General features: G+C 58.2%; 13 protein-coding genes. 7 read left to right on the top strand and 6 right to left on the bottom strand.

Annotated features, from left to right (window positions below):
- Nucleotides 1-124: 124 nt before the first annotated feature.
- Nucleotides 125-661, top strand: coding sequence for a PTS glucose transporter subunit IIA (locus FYJ40_RS07755; RefSeq protein ID WP_154518185.1), 537 nt, complete (start codon nucleotides 125-127; stop codon nucleotides 659-661).
- A 233-nt stretch (nucleotides 662-894) separates the two neighbouring features.
- Entirely contained in the window at nucleotides 895-1,452 is a 558-nt protein-coding gene (locus FYJ40_RS07750; RefSeq protein ID WP_154518182.1) for a hypothetical protein, read from the top strand.
- Between the two features lie 511 nt (nucleotides 1,453-1,963).
- Here FYJ40_RS07750 and FYJ40_RS07745 read toward each other — a convergent pair.
- Together FYJ40_RS07745 and FYJ40_RS07740 are read right to left on the bottom strand one after the other, a co-directional pair.
- The gene (locus FYJ40_RS07745) at nucleotides 1,964-2,632 is read right to left on the bottom strand and encodes an HAD family hydrolase (protein WP_229770728.1); all 669 of its coding nucleotides are present in this window, start codon (nucleotides 2,630-2,632) and stop codon (nucleotides 1,964-1,966) included.
- A 183-nt stretch (nucleotides 2,633-2,815) separates the two neighbouring features.
- Nucleotides 2,816-4,786, bottom strand: a complete 1,971-nt coding sequence (locus FYJ40_RS07740; protein ID WP_158556923.1) for a PTS sugar transporter subunit IIA — start codon at nucleotides 4,784-4,786, stop codon at nucleotides 2,816-2,818.
- A 301-nt stretch (nucleotides 4,787-5,087) separates the two neighbouring features.
- On the opposite strand from FYJ40_RS07740, the gene FYJ40_RS07735 reads away from it, so the two are divergent.
- The 5 genes from FYJ40_RS07735 to FYJ40_RS07715 all read left to right on the top strand — a co-directional run bounded on the left by FYJ40_RS07735 (nucleotide 5,088) and on the right by FYJ40_RS07715 (nucleotide 9,053).
- Nucleotides 5,088-5,429, top strand: a complete 342-nt coding sequence (locus tag FYJ40_RS07735; protein ID WP_117583652.1) for a PTS sugar transporter subunit IIB — start codon at nucleotides 5,088-5,090, stop codon at nucleotides 5,427-5,429.
- 12 nt (nucleotides 5,430-5,441) lie between these two features.
- Nucleotides 5,442-6,830 (top strand): PTS sugar transporter subunit IIC, encoded by a 1,389-nt coding sequence (locus FYJ40_RS07730; RefSeq protein ID WP_154518176.1) that lies wholly within the window; start codon nucleotides 5,442-5,444, stop codon nucleotides 6,828-6,830.
- Nucleotides 6,823-7,155, top strand: a complete 333-nt coding sequence (locus FYJ40_RS07725) for a PTS lactose/cellobiose transporter subunit IIA (RefSeq protein ID WP_117583650.1) — start codon at nucleotides 6,823-6,825, stop codon at nucleotides 7,153-7,155. The genes FYJ40_RS07730 and FYJ40_RS07725 overlap by 8 nt, the downstream gene beginning before the upstream one ends.
- 89 nt (nucleotides 7,156-7,244) lie before the next feature.
- A complete protein-coding gene (locus tag FYJ40_RS07720; RefSeq protein WP_154518173.1) occupies nucleotides 7,245-8,777 on the top strand; it encodes a glycoside hydrolase family 1 protein in 1,533 nt (510 codons plus the stop codon).
- A 9-nt stretch (nucleotides 8,778-8,786) separates the two neighbouring features.
- Nucleotides 8,787-9,053 carry an HPr family phosphocarrier protein gene (locus FYJ40_RS07715; protein WP_117583648.1) on the top strand — a complete coding sequence of 89 codons (267 nt, stop codon included), beginning with the start codon at nucleotides 8,787-8,789 and terminating at the stop codon, nucleotides 9,051-9,053.
- A 264-nt stretch (nucleotides 9,054-9,317) separates the two neighbouring features.
- On the opposite strand, the gene hypE is transcribed toward FYJ40_RS07715, so the two are convergent.
- The 4 genes from hypE to hypF form a co-directional block, all read right to left on the bottom strand.
- A complete protein-coding gene (hypE, locus tag FYJ40_RS07710) occupies nucleotides 9,318-10,352 on the bottom strand; it encodes a hydrogenase expression/formation protein HypE (protein ID WP_154518170.1) in 1,035 nt (344 codons plus the stop codon).
- Between the two features lie 81 nt (nucleotides 10,353-10,433).
- On the bottom strand, nucleotides 10,434-11,549 hold the full coding sequence (hypD, locus tag FYJ40_RS07705) for a hydrogenase formation protein HypD (protein WP_370450672.1): 1,116 nt from the start codon (nucleotides 11,547-11,549) through the stop codon (nucleotides 10,434-10,436).
- Complete coding sequence (locus FYJ40_RS07700) at nucleotides 11,549-11,809, bottom strand: HypC/HybG/HupF family hydrogenase formation chaperone (protein WP_154518167.1); 261 nt, start codon at nucleotides 11,807-11,809, stop codon at nucleotides 11,549-11,551. The genes hypD and FYJ40_RS07700 overlap by 1 nt, the downstream gene beginning before the upstream one ends.
- A 134-nt stretch (nucleotides 11,810-11,943) precedes the next feature.
- The gene (gene hypF, locus FYJ40_RS07695) at nucleotides 11,944-14,601 is read right to left on the bottom strand and encodes a carbamoyltransferase HypF (RefSeq protein WP_154518164.1); all 2,658 of its coding nucleotides are present in this window, start codon (nucleotides 14,599-14,601) and stop codon (nucleotides 11,944-11,946) included.
- Nucleotides 14,602-14,650 lie beyond the last annotated feature (49 nt).

Raw genomic sequence — 14,650 nt, 5'->3', positions numbered from 1 at the left:
AAGGTTTTGGAAGGGCTTGGAAGGGCTTGTGATTCGGGCCCTCGCCTTAGCATTTTGGCCATTTGGCACTATAATCACCATAGGTATGCGCATAACGTTGCGCTTAATCAAGAGGAGAAAACGTATGGGTCTGTTTGATATGTTCAAGAAGAAGGCTGAGCCCGTGACTGCCGCTGCTCCGGCCTCCATTTCTGCTTCTGCCGGCGCCGACGTGCTGTGTTCGCCCGTCAAGGGCAAGGTCATCAAGATGGCCGACGTGCCCGATCCCGTCTTTGCTGGCGAGGTTTTGGGCAAGGGCTGCGCCGTGTGGCCCGAGGACGACCTGGTCTACGCTCCCTGCGACGGCAAGGTGACCGTCACCATGGGTCACGCCGTGGGCCTGCAGTCCGATAGCGGCATCGAGGTTCTGGTGCACGTTGGTGTCGATACCGTCAACATGAATGGCGACGGCTTCGAGGGCTTCGTCAAGGCCGACGACGTCGTGAAGGCCGGCCAGCCCTTGCTCAAGATCGACCGCGTCAAGATCGCTGCCGCCGGTTACAAGGACTGCGTCGTCGTGGCCGTGTCCAACACCGCCGAGTTTGCCGATGTCGAGCTCGCCGTCGAGGCCGAGTCTGCCGTCGCCGCCGGTGACGCCATCGTTAAGGTCGTCCGCAAGTAGTCTGCGGCATCCAGAAGATGCACAAGGGTGGTCGGGTTATCCGGTCACCCTTTTTTAATAGGCCGAGTAGGCGCATTTTATTGCAGGGGGCTTGCTTTATGGGCCATTCACTCGTCAAATTGAGCCGCCTACGCTTTTGCGACGTAGGGGGTTGAACGGAGCCGCTAATATGGACCTACTGTTACGACGTGCGCTGCGCGGGAAACGCAGCGCCGCTTGTTTGGAGGAATGTCATGAAAAAGAAGCTGCTGCTTGCGCCCCTGATGGCTGCCCTGGTCGCGTGCGTGGTTTTGCTTTCCGGCTGCGGAGGGCCTTCGGTGGAGGAGCTCATCACCAACGACCTTACGAGTCAGTTTGACGAGATCAAGAATGGCGGCGATGATTTCCTCTCCGGCCTGGAAGAGGCTTCGGGCGACGAGTTTGAGCAGCTGGGCATCGATCCCAAGGAGTATGCCAAGAGCTATCTCGAGGGTTTTGATTACAAGATCGGTGATGTGACGGTCGATGAGGACAAGGGCACCGCGACCGCCGAGGTCACCATCACCTGCAAGTCCATGAACAAGATCGTCGAAGATTTCGCCACCCAGTATCAGGAGAAGATCGCCGCACTCGATACGATGCCTTCCGAGGACGAGCTGTACAAGATGGCCGGCCAGGTGATGGTCGACGTGACCAAGGCCGCTCAGACCAAGGACACCAAGGTCACCTTTAAGTATTCCGCCAACGAGGATAACGAGTGGTCTGCCGACGATTCCGCAACCACCGAGATGATGAATGCGATGATGAACTAGTTCGTTGCGGCGTTTTACCAAACGCCGCAACTGCTCGACGCTGCGTGGGCGCCAGAGCGACAACTTGTCATTCAAAGAGGACGGCATGACCAGAAGGTCTATGCCGTCCTCTTTTCATGCCAATTTGTTCGCTCTGGTGCCCGCTCGCTGACATTGCCGAAACATCGACGTTGCCATGGTAGTCATTGGGGACGTTCTTAAATGACTAGTCAAAAGGGACACTCTTGCGGCACTTGGGGACGTTCCTTTTCTGCCGGCAGCTGGGGACACTCCTTGCACCGGCGTTACATCGAGTGCTTGGGAAAATGCGGCCCAGTTTTTGGCCGAATAGTGGGTTGCGGTTTCCGGATGGGGTGGGTTGCGGAAAGTTCGACCCGGAATATTGCTCCAAAACGGGATGCCGTTTCCCCGACGCACCTCAAACGGAAAGCGCACCCCATTCCGGAGCTCCAAAACGGGATGCCGTTTCCGCGTGGAAGAATTGTCGCAGCTACGTTAAGCGGCGGCTCCGCTACTCGCCCAGCACCAGCGCCGCGAGCTCTGCCTGGCTGTCCACCACGTAGTCGGCGCCGGCGGCTTCCAGCTCTGCGCGGCCGCGGAAGCCCCAGCTGACGCCTGCGCTCTTAAGACCGGCGTTGTGACCGGTCAGGATATCGACATTGGAATCGCCTACGTAGAGCGTGGTCGCCGGGTCGGCGCCCAGCTCTTCCATCACATGCAGCGTGACGGGTGCCTCGGGCTTGGGCGGAAACGCATCGACACGGCCCTGTACCAGCGCAAAGCGCTCGGAACCAAAATACTTCTCGATAAGCGGGGCCGCCGAGACGTGGTCCTTGTTAGTGAGCACGGCAAGCTGCACGCCCGCGGCACGCAAGCGGTCGAGCATCTCGATCGTGCCGGCATAGGGGGCGGTGTGGTCCTCCTTGTGTTCGCCGTAATAAGCCCTAAACTCGGCAAGCGTCTGCTCAAACATACGGCCGTCGCCCGCGTACTCGGCGGGCATAAAGCGCTCAACCAGCTTGAGCATGCCGTTTCCCACCTTGTAGCGGTACTCGTCAACGGCAAACGTGGGCCAGCCGTGCGCCTCGCAGGTATGGTTGCCGGCGGCTGCCAGGTCCTCGAGCGTGTTGAGGATGGTGCCGTCCAGATCGAAGATCACATGGGAAAAAGCTGCTGCCATGAAAGCTCCCGTCATTGGGTTTCAAAACGCACCCCATAATACTGGGCTTACGCGTTGGGTGTGCTTGGAATCTGAACATCTCCAGGGATATCAGGTGACATCGCGCCGACCGTGCGATTCCGCCCTAGCAAATTCTCGGCAGCTGCTCTCCCACGAGCATGTCGAGAATGCGGGTCGAGCCCTCTACCCGATATCATGCGTAAGCGCAGCCAGAAACTCCTCGAACGTGTCGGTCTGCATGAGCCTCATCGTTGTCTCTACCGAGGAGAACACCTCGATAATCAGGTCGAGCACATCTCTAAAGAGCCCCATGTCTTCCTGCGCGATGCCTATAAGCAGCACAAACCGCACGTCGTGGCGTCCCCAGGGAATCGAGGCGTCATTGTGGGCCACGGCGATAAACGAGCGCTCGGGATATACCGAGATCGCGTGAGGCATGGCAAGGCTGTCGGTAAACGCCGTCGACGAGACACTCTCGCGCAGATGCACGTCAGCGATATACTCGGGCGTTGCGAGCCCCTGAGCGGCCAAAAGCTCTCCCATTCGGTCGATGCAGCTTGTGGCGTCGTTTGCGTCTACGTTGCGCATAAACAGCCCCGGCTGTAGCAGGCGCCCCAAAAGGCCCTGGGCATAGAGGCGCCGCCGTTGCTCTTGGATAGCGCAAAGCCGGTCGCGGATCTTTCGCACGTTTTGCTTAGTGAGGATTGGCCCAATCAAGATCTTGGTGCTGCCGCCGCAAACCGGCACGTCGATCGTTGCAATCACCACATCGCTCTCGGGAGGATCGGCCAGGTAGCCATCACAGCTCATCACGGCAACAACACTTATGTCGTCGCCAAACTCGGACTTGAGGTCGTCGACGAGCCTGCGTGCAAAATCGTGATACTCCTCGATAATCACCGTGCAGGTGATGGCACCGTCGGGCGCAGAGAACTTCTCAAAGTAGGCGCCGATGTGAAAGGCGATAAACGCGATTTCGTTCTCGCCTACCTCAACATTCATGGCGGTCGAGAAACGGTGGGCGATATAGACCGCCATGTCGTAGACCGGTGCGTGTTCGCTTTTGATTTGCGCGGCGAGCGGGTTGGGGTAGCTTACGTGGTAGACGGCGCGCTGGTAGGCGTTAAACATATGCAGGACGAGCTGCAAGCGCATAGGCTCGTCGATAAAGCGCGGCAGGTTGTAGCGCTCGCCACACTCGTCGAGAATCCCCAGGACCATGTCCATAAAATCGCGGTCGATGATGCTTGCGAGCTTCTCGCGGTTGAGGTCGCCAAAATCGCAGCGCTCGACGGAAAGCGCCAGAAGCAGCAGGATCTGCTGAAAATCGGCACGCGGGACGGCGCAGCCAAACTCCTTCTCAAAGTAGGCGGCGATGCACTGGGCGCAGCGCACAATCTGCTCACGCTGCCCAAGCTGCGCCACCAGGCCGTCTCCGTCGATGGGGCCGTCCACCTCGCTGAGCTCGTTGTTCGAGGTGAGCCTGATAATGATCACCAGCAGGTGCATGAGCAGGTTGGAGAACGCGTAGTTGTTGATAAACAGGTCCGAGCGCTGACAAATCTCGACCAGGCTCGAGAGGATTCCTTGCACATCAAAGCCGGGAAACATGTTCTCGAGCGTCTTGGTCGAGGTGAAGTAGCCATAGGAGTTGTGCGTGGCTATGTGGCCGAGAAGTTTGCGCTTGTCGGCCTCACGCCCCGTGAGCGTCATGCGGTAGTCATGTGTCTCGATATTGAGGTCAAACTGTCGCACGAGCGCCCGCGCCTGCGGCATCACGGAACTCTGAAACGTGCTTTCGCTGATAAAGAGCTCGTCGGACACATCGAAGACGGAGAGTCCGTCGCGCGCGTTCACAAGGCGCGAGATGGTGAAGTCGCGCCGCGAATCGCTGCCAGCGGGGACGATATCGGCGTTGCCGAGGAGGGAGGCCGGGGCATTGCCGGCGGCCGACGTTGTTGCAGCAAGACGATACCCCTCTTTAGATGATTCGATATGTCGTGTACCGGCCTCGTTGACCTCGGCAACATAGTTGCGGATGCTGCGCTCGCTTGCGCCCAACAAGCTGGCGAGCATAGAGGAAGATATCCAGGAGCTGCTGTTTTCGAGCACATTGATCATGCGGTTGATGCGGTTCTGCTTGGCGCTCGACATGGTTTTCTCCCAGAGATGATCGGCAGATAGGGTGTACCGCCCCATGGTATCTCAGGGAAAGACGGGGCGTCTTTTTCAATTTGCCGCCCAAGCGGAAAACCGCCCGGCTTGCCGCGCAAGCGGAAAATCTGCCGCCTTGCCGCCATGCGGCAAAAAGACGGTTGGCGGCAAGAACCCTCTGCCGCGTATAGTGCGGTCACGGTCAAGGGCGGCCGGGTCGACACGGACGCTCAAGAACATGGCGGGGACTGCGGCGGCATCGGAGCTGCCTTGGGCCCGCTTATTGGGAAAGGAGTACCCCATGGCAGACGAGAACGGCACCGTCCGTATTCTCCTCGCTTGCGGCATCGGTGCCTCGACCGGCTTTATGGCGGCGGGCATGCGCAGGGTCGCAAAGTCCAAGGGCCTTGACTGCACCATCAATGCGGTCAGCAAATCTGAAATTATGGACTATGCCGATAAGATCGATGCCCTCCTCTTGGGGCCGCATTTTGCCGCCGAGGTTCCGGCGACGCAAAAAATGCTTGAGCCTTACGGTGTAAAGGTAATGTCAATCGACCCTGATTATTATGCGTCGCTTGATGGCGAGGGGATTCTCGAAGATGCCTACGATCTTCTCGATATAGATTTTGATGGCGAATAGGGTGTGCTTGATATGTCTAATGTGATGGAAAAAGTCCAAGGGAGCATCGAAAAGAACGTTGTCCCCGTTGTCAATAAGCTTACGTCGAGCTATTGGTTTGGAATCGTTGCCAATGCCGTTTTGTATATCGTTCCGTTTACAATGGTCTCGGCAATTCCGAGCCTTTTTAATGTGGTTCGTAATTTTGTGCCCGCTCTGCCTGACCTGTCAGCGCTTAATACCTACTCGTTTGGTCTCGTAGGAATGTTCATCGCTTTTATCATTCCTCACAGCGTCTGTGTCAAGGAGGACGATAAAGGTAGGGCCCTGATCGCTGGCTTTACCGGCGTCGGCGCTTTTATGCTGTGCATGAATCCCCAGACGGTCGATGAGGGCATGGCCTTCGAGATGTGGAAGTTCGGCTCGAGCGGCATGTTTGCGGCTATGGCAGTGGGTATCACGGTCGGTGCAATCTACAAGTTCGCAGCGCATCATAGCTTCTTCGGTGAAGAATCGGTTATCCCTGATTTTGTTAAAAGCTGGTTCGACAGCATTATCCCAATTTTGCTGAGCCTTACAATTGCGTTTCTGCTGACGTTTCTTGTTCGAATTGATGTCTTTACCGTAATTGCGCTGATTCTTTCACCCGTTACCAGTTTTGGCCAGTCTCTCCCCGGCGTTGTGTTTATGGCTTTGGTGATGGACGTGTTCTACTTCTTTGGTGTTTCGGGCTGGGCGTTTATTTCGGTGACGCTTCCGATCACCCAGGGTGGTATGGCTGAGAATATGGCTGCAGTTGCCGCGGGGGCTACGCCGACCAACATCAATGCGTATGGCCTTTCGCGCTACTACATGATTGGCGGAGAGCTCAACACTTTGCCTCTGGCGTTTATGATGCTGTTCTCGAAATCCAAAAAGAACCGCACGCTCGGTAAGGCGACGTTCGTGCCGTCCCTCTTTAATATCAATGAGCCTCTGGTTTTTTCCACTATCGTTAATAATCCCTATCTGTTCATCCCGGTTATTCTTCAAGCTATCATTCTGCCCGCAAATGCCTATCTGTGGCTGCAGTTCGACTGGGCAAGTCTCCATACCCAGATGTTTGCGATGAACTTCCTTCCCAACGCGGTTTCGGCTTACTTCCTTTCCAACGGAGATTTTCGCAACGTGGTGCTTGTCGTGGTGAACCTGATTCTTGCGGCAATCATTTGGTATCCCTTCTTTAAGGTTTACGACAAACATGCCGCAGAGGACGAGCAGAAAAGCGAGGCTGAGCGCGCTGCGAAGAAGGCGGCAAAACGTGTCGCTCGTGAGGCAAGGAAGGCTGCAAACATTTCCGAGACTGCTTCTGAGAATGGTCCATCCGAAAAAGTTGTGCTGGCAGCTGCAGATTCTACAACGACGGGAGCGAACGATGAGTGACGCAATTGACATCAGCGCTGTGGCTATGGAAGTCATTTTAAATACTGGTGACGGTAGGACTTGTATTGACCAGGCGTTGGATAGCTTGGCGGAGTTTGATTTTGATGCGGCAGAGGAGCACCTTGCCCAAGCGGATGCAAAGATTCTGACCGCGCATAAAGTGCAGACTGCCACGATTCAAGCCCAAGCGGCAGGTGAGGAAGTCGAGTACTCGTTGCTTTTTACGCATGCTCAGGACACTCTCATGACCATTAGTGCTGAACTTCATATGGTTAAAAAGATGATGCCGATTGTGCGCGCACTGGCTATCCGCGCCGGTCAGTAATTCGAATCTTCCAATTGGTTGACGCGAGGGAGATTGCGACAAAGGTCTCCCTCTATTTTTAAGAACTCCATCTTTAAGGAACTAGATTTATGGATACTGTTAAGAAGCAGAGCGCATTTCCTGATGGCTTCCTCTGGGGAGGAGCAACGGCTGCAAATCAGATTGAGGGTGCGTTTGATGAGGGGGGTCGCGGGCTTGCAACCTCTGATTTCGCTCCGTTTATTTCTCGCGAGGCGAATCGTGGATATGAAGGTCAGCCTCTCCCGCATAATTCCGTTACCGCCGAGATGTTGGAGCAAATGAAGCTACATCCCGAGCAATACAATCTTCCCAAGCGTCGGGGAATCGATTTTTATCATCGCTATAAGGAGCAACTGGCCGAGATTGCGGGTATGGGATTTAAGGTTTTCCGCATGTCGATCAGCTGGAGCCGCATTTTCCCCAACGGTGACGATGCTCAGCCAAACGAGGTCGGTTTGGCTTTTTATGACCGCGTGTTTGATGAATGCCACAAGCTCGGTATGGAGCCAATGGTGACGCTGTGCCACTTCGATACCCCGCTTCATCTTGCCGAAGCATACGGTGGTTTCAAAAGCCGCCACACTGTCGAAGCATTTGAGCGTTATGCGGAGACTTGCTTTAGGCGTTACAAGGGGAAAGTTAAATACTGGCTTACGTTCAACGAAATCAACAATGTTCTTACCAATCCTTTCACCTGCAGTGGCGTCATTATGAGCGAAGAGGATTCTAAGACTCCGGAGAATCCGTATCGCGACAATTGGGAGCTTAAGTATCAGGTTTCCCATAATCAATTTGTTGCGAGCGCCAAGGCCGTTATGAAGTGCCACGAAATTGATCCGGATGCAAAGATCGGAAACATGCTCTGCCGACTCGAGAACTATGCTGAGACCCCCAAGCCCGAAGATCAGCTCCAGGTTCTGTTCGAAGACCACTTCAACTGGTTCTACAGTGACGTCCAGGCTAAAGGCGAATACCCGTATTACATGGATCGTTTCTTTGATGAGAACGATATTCATATTGATATGCAGCCGGGTGATGCTGAGGTGCTCAAGTCGGGTACTGTCGATTTCGTAACGATCAGTTACTACATGACCTACATCATGCGCTATAAGGGTGAGCCGGTCCCCAAGCCCTCGGGCTCTTTGGTTACGGCAATTAAAAATCCCTATCTTGAGGCGTCGGAATGGGGATGGCCTATCGACCCCATTGGTTTCCGTATCACTCTTAATCATATTTACGATCGTTACCATTTGCCTATTTTTATCTCTGAGAACGGTCTTGGAGCCATAGATGAGCTCGACGAGAATGGATATGTCGAGGACGACTATCGTATCGACTATATGAAGCGCCATGTCGAGCAGCTCGCTGAAGCAATTAAGGATGGTGTGGATGTATTTGGTTATGCGTGGTGGGGTCCGATTGATCTGGTAAGTTCCGGAACTTCCGAGGTAAGCAAACGATACGGCTTTGTTTCGGTCGATGTTGACGATTTTGGCAATGGAAGCATGGCGTTGGGGCGAAAGAAGTCCTATTTCTACTACAAGAAACTCATCGCCAGCAACGGCGCCGACACCGCAACCGATAACATCGTGGTGGAGTAAGGAGTAGAGATGGTTTCCAAGACGACGGTCGTCAAGAATCCGAGCGGCATCCACGCGCGCCCTGCATCGCTGTTTGTGCAGGAGGCGAGCAAGTACGAGAGCTCGATCACCGTTGGTAAGGTGGGCGGAGACGCCAAAGACGCCAAGTCGATCCTGATGGTTATGAGCCTGGGAATGGCCTGTGGTTGCGAGATTGAGATTGCAGCCGACGGCGCCGACGAGGCGGCCGCCGTCGATGCCCTCGTGGCGCTAATCGAGAGCGGCTGCGGGGAGTAGGCGGGCAAAAGCCACGTCGATGCTCGTTACCTTGCTGCCTATCATGGCGCTTGGAGGCGTCGGCGACGTTCGCCAGATTCTCATACAGCTGGGCGTGAGCGTCTCGCTCGTACTGCTGACGTATCCAAAGTTCCGAGTGTAGATAACGGCAAAGCTCGCAAATGCAAGGACCCCCGCGACCGATTCAACTCGGTCGTGGGGGTCTCTTGTGCTGAGCGATCAAAAGCGCATTGTTCAAAGCGCGGTGGCGCACGGATGCCGTCGTTAGCAAATTCTCGGCAGCTGCTCTCCCACGAGCATGTCGAGGATGCGGGTCGAGCCCCAGCCGGTGCGCACGCGCACGGCGGGACGGGCATCCTCGGCAAGTGGCAGCACGCGACCGATGATGGCGGCATTCTCGCCGTAGCGGGCGGCGCGCATTGCGGCTAGCGCGGCATCGGCTTGCTCGGCCGGCACCACGGCGACCATCTTGCCCTCGTTTGCCACCTGCAGCACATCGTAGCCGAGCATTTCACATGCCGCCTGCACGTCGGGACGCACGGGCACGGCATCTTCGTCGACCTCCATGGCAACACCGCTGGCCTGGGCAAACTCGTTGAGTGTGGATGCCAGGCCACCGCGCGTGGGGTCGCGAAAGCAACGCGTGCCGGGCGCTGCGGCCAGAACGTCGGCAATCAGGTGGTTGAGCGGCGCGGCGTCGCTTTCGATCGTGCTCGAAAACGCCAAGCCCTCGCGCTGGCTCATGATGGCGATGCCGTGGTCGCCCAGCGTACCCGATACCAGAATGACATCGCCGGGCTGGCAGTTGGCGCCGCTGAGCGCCACGCCCGTGGGAACCTCGCCCACGCCGGCGGTATTGATGTAAACGCCGTCGGCCCCGCCACGCTCGACCACCTTGGTGTCGCCCGTGATTATGGACACGCCCGCCTCGCGCACCGTCTCGGCCATCGTCTGCACAATCTGGCGGAGCTTATCCATGGGATAGCCCTCTTCGAGGATAAAGCCGCACGATAGGTAGCGCACGTTGGCGCCCGAGGTCGCGACATCGTTGACGGTTCCGCACACGGCGAGACGGCCGATGTTGCCACCGGGGAAGAACTGCGGCGAGACCACAAAGCTGTCGGTCGACATGGCGATGCGCCCGCTCGCGGGCAGCGCGGCGACGCCGGCGTCGTTGCCTTCGAGCAACTCGGGCGTCCCAAAGGCATCCAAAAAGACCTCATCGATGATGCGTTTCATCATCTGACCGCCGGAGCCATGGCCCAAAAGGATGGTGCTATCGGTGATGCTATGGGACATATCCAAAACTCCAATCGTGGGTGGAATTATATGGGTGAGGCGCAGCGTCGACCAGTCCGCCGCTCGTTAGAACGGCGGAACCTAATAGTCGCGGTAGCGGTAGTACGCCGCGCAGCTGCCTTCGGAGCTCACCATGCACGGGCCGACGGGGTGCTCGGGCGTGCAGGTGCGGCCAAAGAGCGGGCAGCCGCTCGGCGTAATGGCCCCGCGCAGCACGTCGCCGCAGCGGCACCCACGCGGCTCGACCGTCGCCTCAACGGGCACGTCAAAGCGGGTACGGGCATCAAAGCGCGAGAACTCAGGGCGGATGGAAAGGCCCGAGTTGGCAATCGGCCCCAGCCCGCGCCATGTGGTGTCGCATGGCTCAAACACCTGCTCGACCAACTGTCGCGCCACGGGGTTGCCGTCTGCGTTGACGCCGCGACGGTAGGCGTTGTCGATCGCGGGCCTGTCCTCGGCAACCATCTGGACCAGCATGCAGATGCCCTGTAGGATATCGACCGGTTCAAATCCCGTGACCACGCCCGGGGTATCGAACTCGTCGACCAAAAAGCTAAAGGGCGCCAAGCCCGTGATGGTGGCGACGTGGCCCGGCAAGATAAAGCCGTCGATGGCGGTCTCGGGATCGTTGGCGATGGCGCGCAACGCCGGCGGCGTGGTCTTGTGGGCGCAATAGACCGAAAAGTTCAAAAGCCCGCGCGCCTCGGCCTCCAAGATGGCAGCGGCGATGGTGGGCGTCGTAGTCTCAAAGCCCACGCCCATAAAAATGACCGGACGATTGGGGTTTTGCTCGGCAATGTCGAGCGCATCGAGCGGAGAGTAGACGATGCGGATATCGCGCCCTGCCGCCTTTTGCGCAGCGAGCGAGGTGGACGATCCGGGCACGCGCATCATGTCGCCAAAGGTGGTGATGATGGCGCCGTCTATGTTGGCGAGCGCGATCGCGTGGTCGATGTCACGGTTGGCGGTAACGCAGACGGGGCAGCCCGGGCCGCTCAGCAGCTTGAGCCCGGCCGGCATAATGGAGCGAAAGCCATAGCGGCCGATGCTCACGGTGTGTGTGCCGCAGACTTCCATAAGGTTGATGGTACGGTCGCCGACAAGACCGCGAATGCGTTCGATGAGCTCGCGAGCCAGCTTGGGGTCGCGAAATGCCGAAAAGTCGATACCGGAGCGCACCGGCTGTTCGGCCGCCACTAGTATGCCTCGGCCGGGTTGCTGGCCAGTTGGTCTTCTTCGGCCAGTTCGGTCATGGCGTTAACGAGCTCGAGCGTTTCTTGTGCTTCCTGCTCGTCGACGATCTGGATGCCAAAGCCGGCGTGCACGAGAATATAGTCGCCAACCTGCGCCGTTGGCACGAGTCGCAGCGACACGGGGCGCTCGATGCCCATCATGTCGACGGTAGCCTTGAGGCCGTCGTCGCGTTTGACTACTTTACCGGGGACGGCAAGGCACATATTGTTCCCCTTTTAGACGCTTTGCGCTGGATGGGCGCTCAATAATCCATCAGTTGATGGTAACGCTCGCGGGGTTCGCGGGCAAACGCGTTACGCCTGTGAGACGGCTGGGCACAGCGGTGTGCGAGAGCGAGCTACTGCGATGCGATCTGCGCAAGACGAGCGCTTGCGACCGCCGCCTGACCGTAGGCGATGCAGCCGTCATTGACGGGCACGGTATGGGGGATAAGGACAGTAAGACCTGCGCTTTTGAGCTCGCGGGTGAGGAGCTGGAGCAGAAGTCGGTTCATGAACACGCCGCCCGAGAGCGCGACGGTGTCGATGCCCTCGCGCGCGCAGATCTCGCTGGCGATGCGTGCCGAGGAGCGCGCGACGGCGACATGGAAGTCGAGTGCGAGCCTGTCGGCGGGCACACTGGCTCTGGTTCCCTCCAAAAGCGCCGCAAAAAGTGAGCTGGGGCTCAGGACGAGAGACCTGCTCGAGGTTGCTTGGACAGTTAGTTCAGATTTGTACTTTTTAGAGTGGTAATGGGTGGTATAGATCGTCTGCGAGGGCCCCGAATGGGTTGATTTGGGGTATCCGGCGGGCGAATTAACCGCAAATGAGGTGCCTGGAGAGCCCTCTTCGGGGTAATCTGAGCCAAAACCGTTGGTTAGAGGGTCTGTTTTTAATACAAATCTGAACAAACTGTCCAGTCGCAATGGGTCAGATGCGGAACAGCCGTCTTTATCGCCGGGAACATGGGTAATTTTGCTACCGAGCGCGCGCCAGGCGGCGGCTTCGAGTTCGATGGCGGGCTCGCCTTCGTAGGTTGCCTGCCCGCAAATGCCCAAAACTGCAGCGGCGGCGTCAAAGAGACGCCCCATACTGCTCGTGCGTGGGCTGTTGATGTTCCGCTCGATCATCGTTGCCGTCACGCTGCGTGTTTGCTCGTCTAGGCCGTCCAAGAGCCGCTCGGCCCCCGGATGTTCAAGCAGGCCGAGCTCACTGAGCAGAGCAAAGGCGTTGCGGCGGGCGTCGTGCACGGAGGCCGCCCCGCCGGGGAGCGTCCAGGTGCGCAAATGCGCGGCGCGCTCAAAGCCGCCAAGGCTGGCAACAAGAAACTCGCCGCCCCAAATGGTCCCATCGGTGCCGGCGCCGGTGCCGTCAAAGGCGATGCCAAGGACGCGCGCGTCGGTTGTAAGCTGGCCCGCGGCAATCGCCTCTGCCATTACGCTCGCGATGTGCGCATGATGGTGCTGCACCTCGACGAGCGGCAGATTGCATTTTCGCGCCTGCTCGCGCGCCCACTGGCTCGATAGATAGCTGGGGTGTAGATCGCAGGCCAAGGCGGCGGGCGCCAAGTCAAAGAGATCTTCCAAGCGCGTGCGCGCGGCGTTCCAGGCATCGAAGGTCTCGCCGTTTTCAACATCGCCGATATACTGCGACACAAAACAGGTTGCCTCGCCGTTCGTCCCTTCACGCGTGAGCGCAATCGTGGCCTTTTGTTGTGGCCCGCAGGCGAGCACGCAGGACGGAGCGCCGTCGAGCGCTGGCAACGGCAGCGGCTGGGGTGCATATCCGCGAGCGCGGCGAACGGGCATGGCGACCCCACCGACCACGCGCACCACGGAATCATCGTAGCGCGAGAGAATCGCACGGTCGTTGCCAAGTAGCGCGTCGGCGATGCCGGCGGCAACAAGGTGCTCCCATGCAAGGGTATCATCGGTCTCGATAGGTTCCTCGCTCAGGTTTCCGCTGGTCATGACGAGTGCGTGCATGCCGCGGGCTTCTGCCGCGGCAAGCAACAGATGCTGAAGCGGTGTATAGGGGAGCATAACGCCAAGCTCAGGAAGGTTGTGCGCGACGGACGGTGCGAGCGCGTTGGGGGAGCCGCCGCTCTCGCAAACAGCACGTCGGCGCAGCAGCACAATGGGGCGAATGCTGCCGGCCAGCAGGCCGCGCTCAACGTCGTTGACATGGCACAGGCGTTCAACATCTGCAAGGTTGCGTACCATAACGGCAAGCGGTTTGTTGCTGCGGCGTTTGCGACGGCGCAGCTCGGCTACCGTCTTCTCGTTGGAGGCGTCGCATGCCAAGTGAAATCCGCCCAGACCCTTGATGGCGATGATACCGCCGTTGGCCAGCAGCTCAACACAGCGGTCGATAATGGCGTCGCTGGTCTTGCGCGTGGTGCCGACGGTCAGCGACGCGGCGGCTTCGCCGGCCTCGCGCCACGTAATGTGCGGCCCGCAATCAAAGCAGGCATCGGGCTGCGCGTGAAACCGCCGGTCAAGCGGGTTGCCATACTCTGCGGCACAGGTGGGGCACATGGGAAAGCAATCCATCGAGGTGGCCGCTCGGTCATAGGGCAGCGACCGGATGATGGTAAAGCGCGGTCCGCAGTTGGTGCAGTTGATAAAGGGATAGTGAAAGCGTCGGTCGGCGGAGTCGAACAGCTCGTGCAGGCAGTCGTCGCACGTGGCGATGTCGGGCGAGACGAGCGTCGTGTGGGCGGTTTGATCCTGCGATGCCACAATGCGAAAGCCCCGCTCGTTGGCGGCGTCCCAGTCGTCGGGCGCTAGGTCCATAACCTCGACATGCTCCACACGAGCCGCCGCAGGCGTATGCTCGGAAAGCGCGGCGACAAATTCGTCGAGCGCCTCGCTTAGAGCGTGCGCCTCGATATGCACGCCATCGCCCGCGTTAAGCACCCAGCCGCAAATGCCATGCGCCATGGCCTCGCGATACACAAATGGCCGCATGCCAACGCCCTGCACAATGCCCGTCACATGAATATGCACATGCCGCATGTGGCTCCCCCTCGTCAAAACCGACCAAAAAGGGACAGGTTTATTTTGG

The sequence above is a fragment of the Collinsella sp. WCA1-178-WT-3 (M1) genome, assembly GCF_009696325.1.
In the GTDB taxonomy this organism is placed as follows: Bacteria; Actinomycetota; Coriobacteriia; order Coriobacteriales; family Coriobacteriaceae; genus Collinsella.
This window is presented reverse-complemented; position numbering and strand designations above follow the sequence as displayed.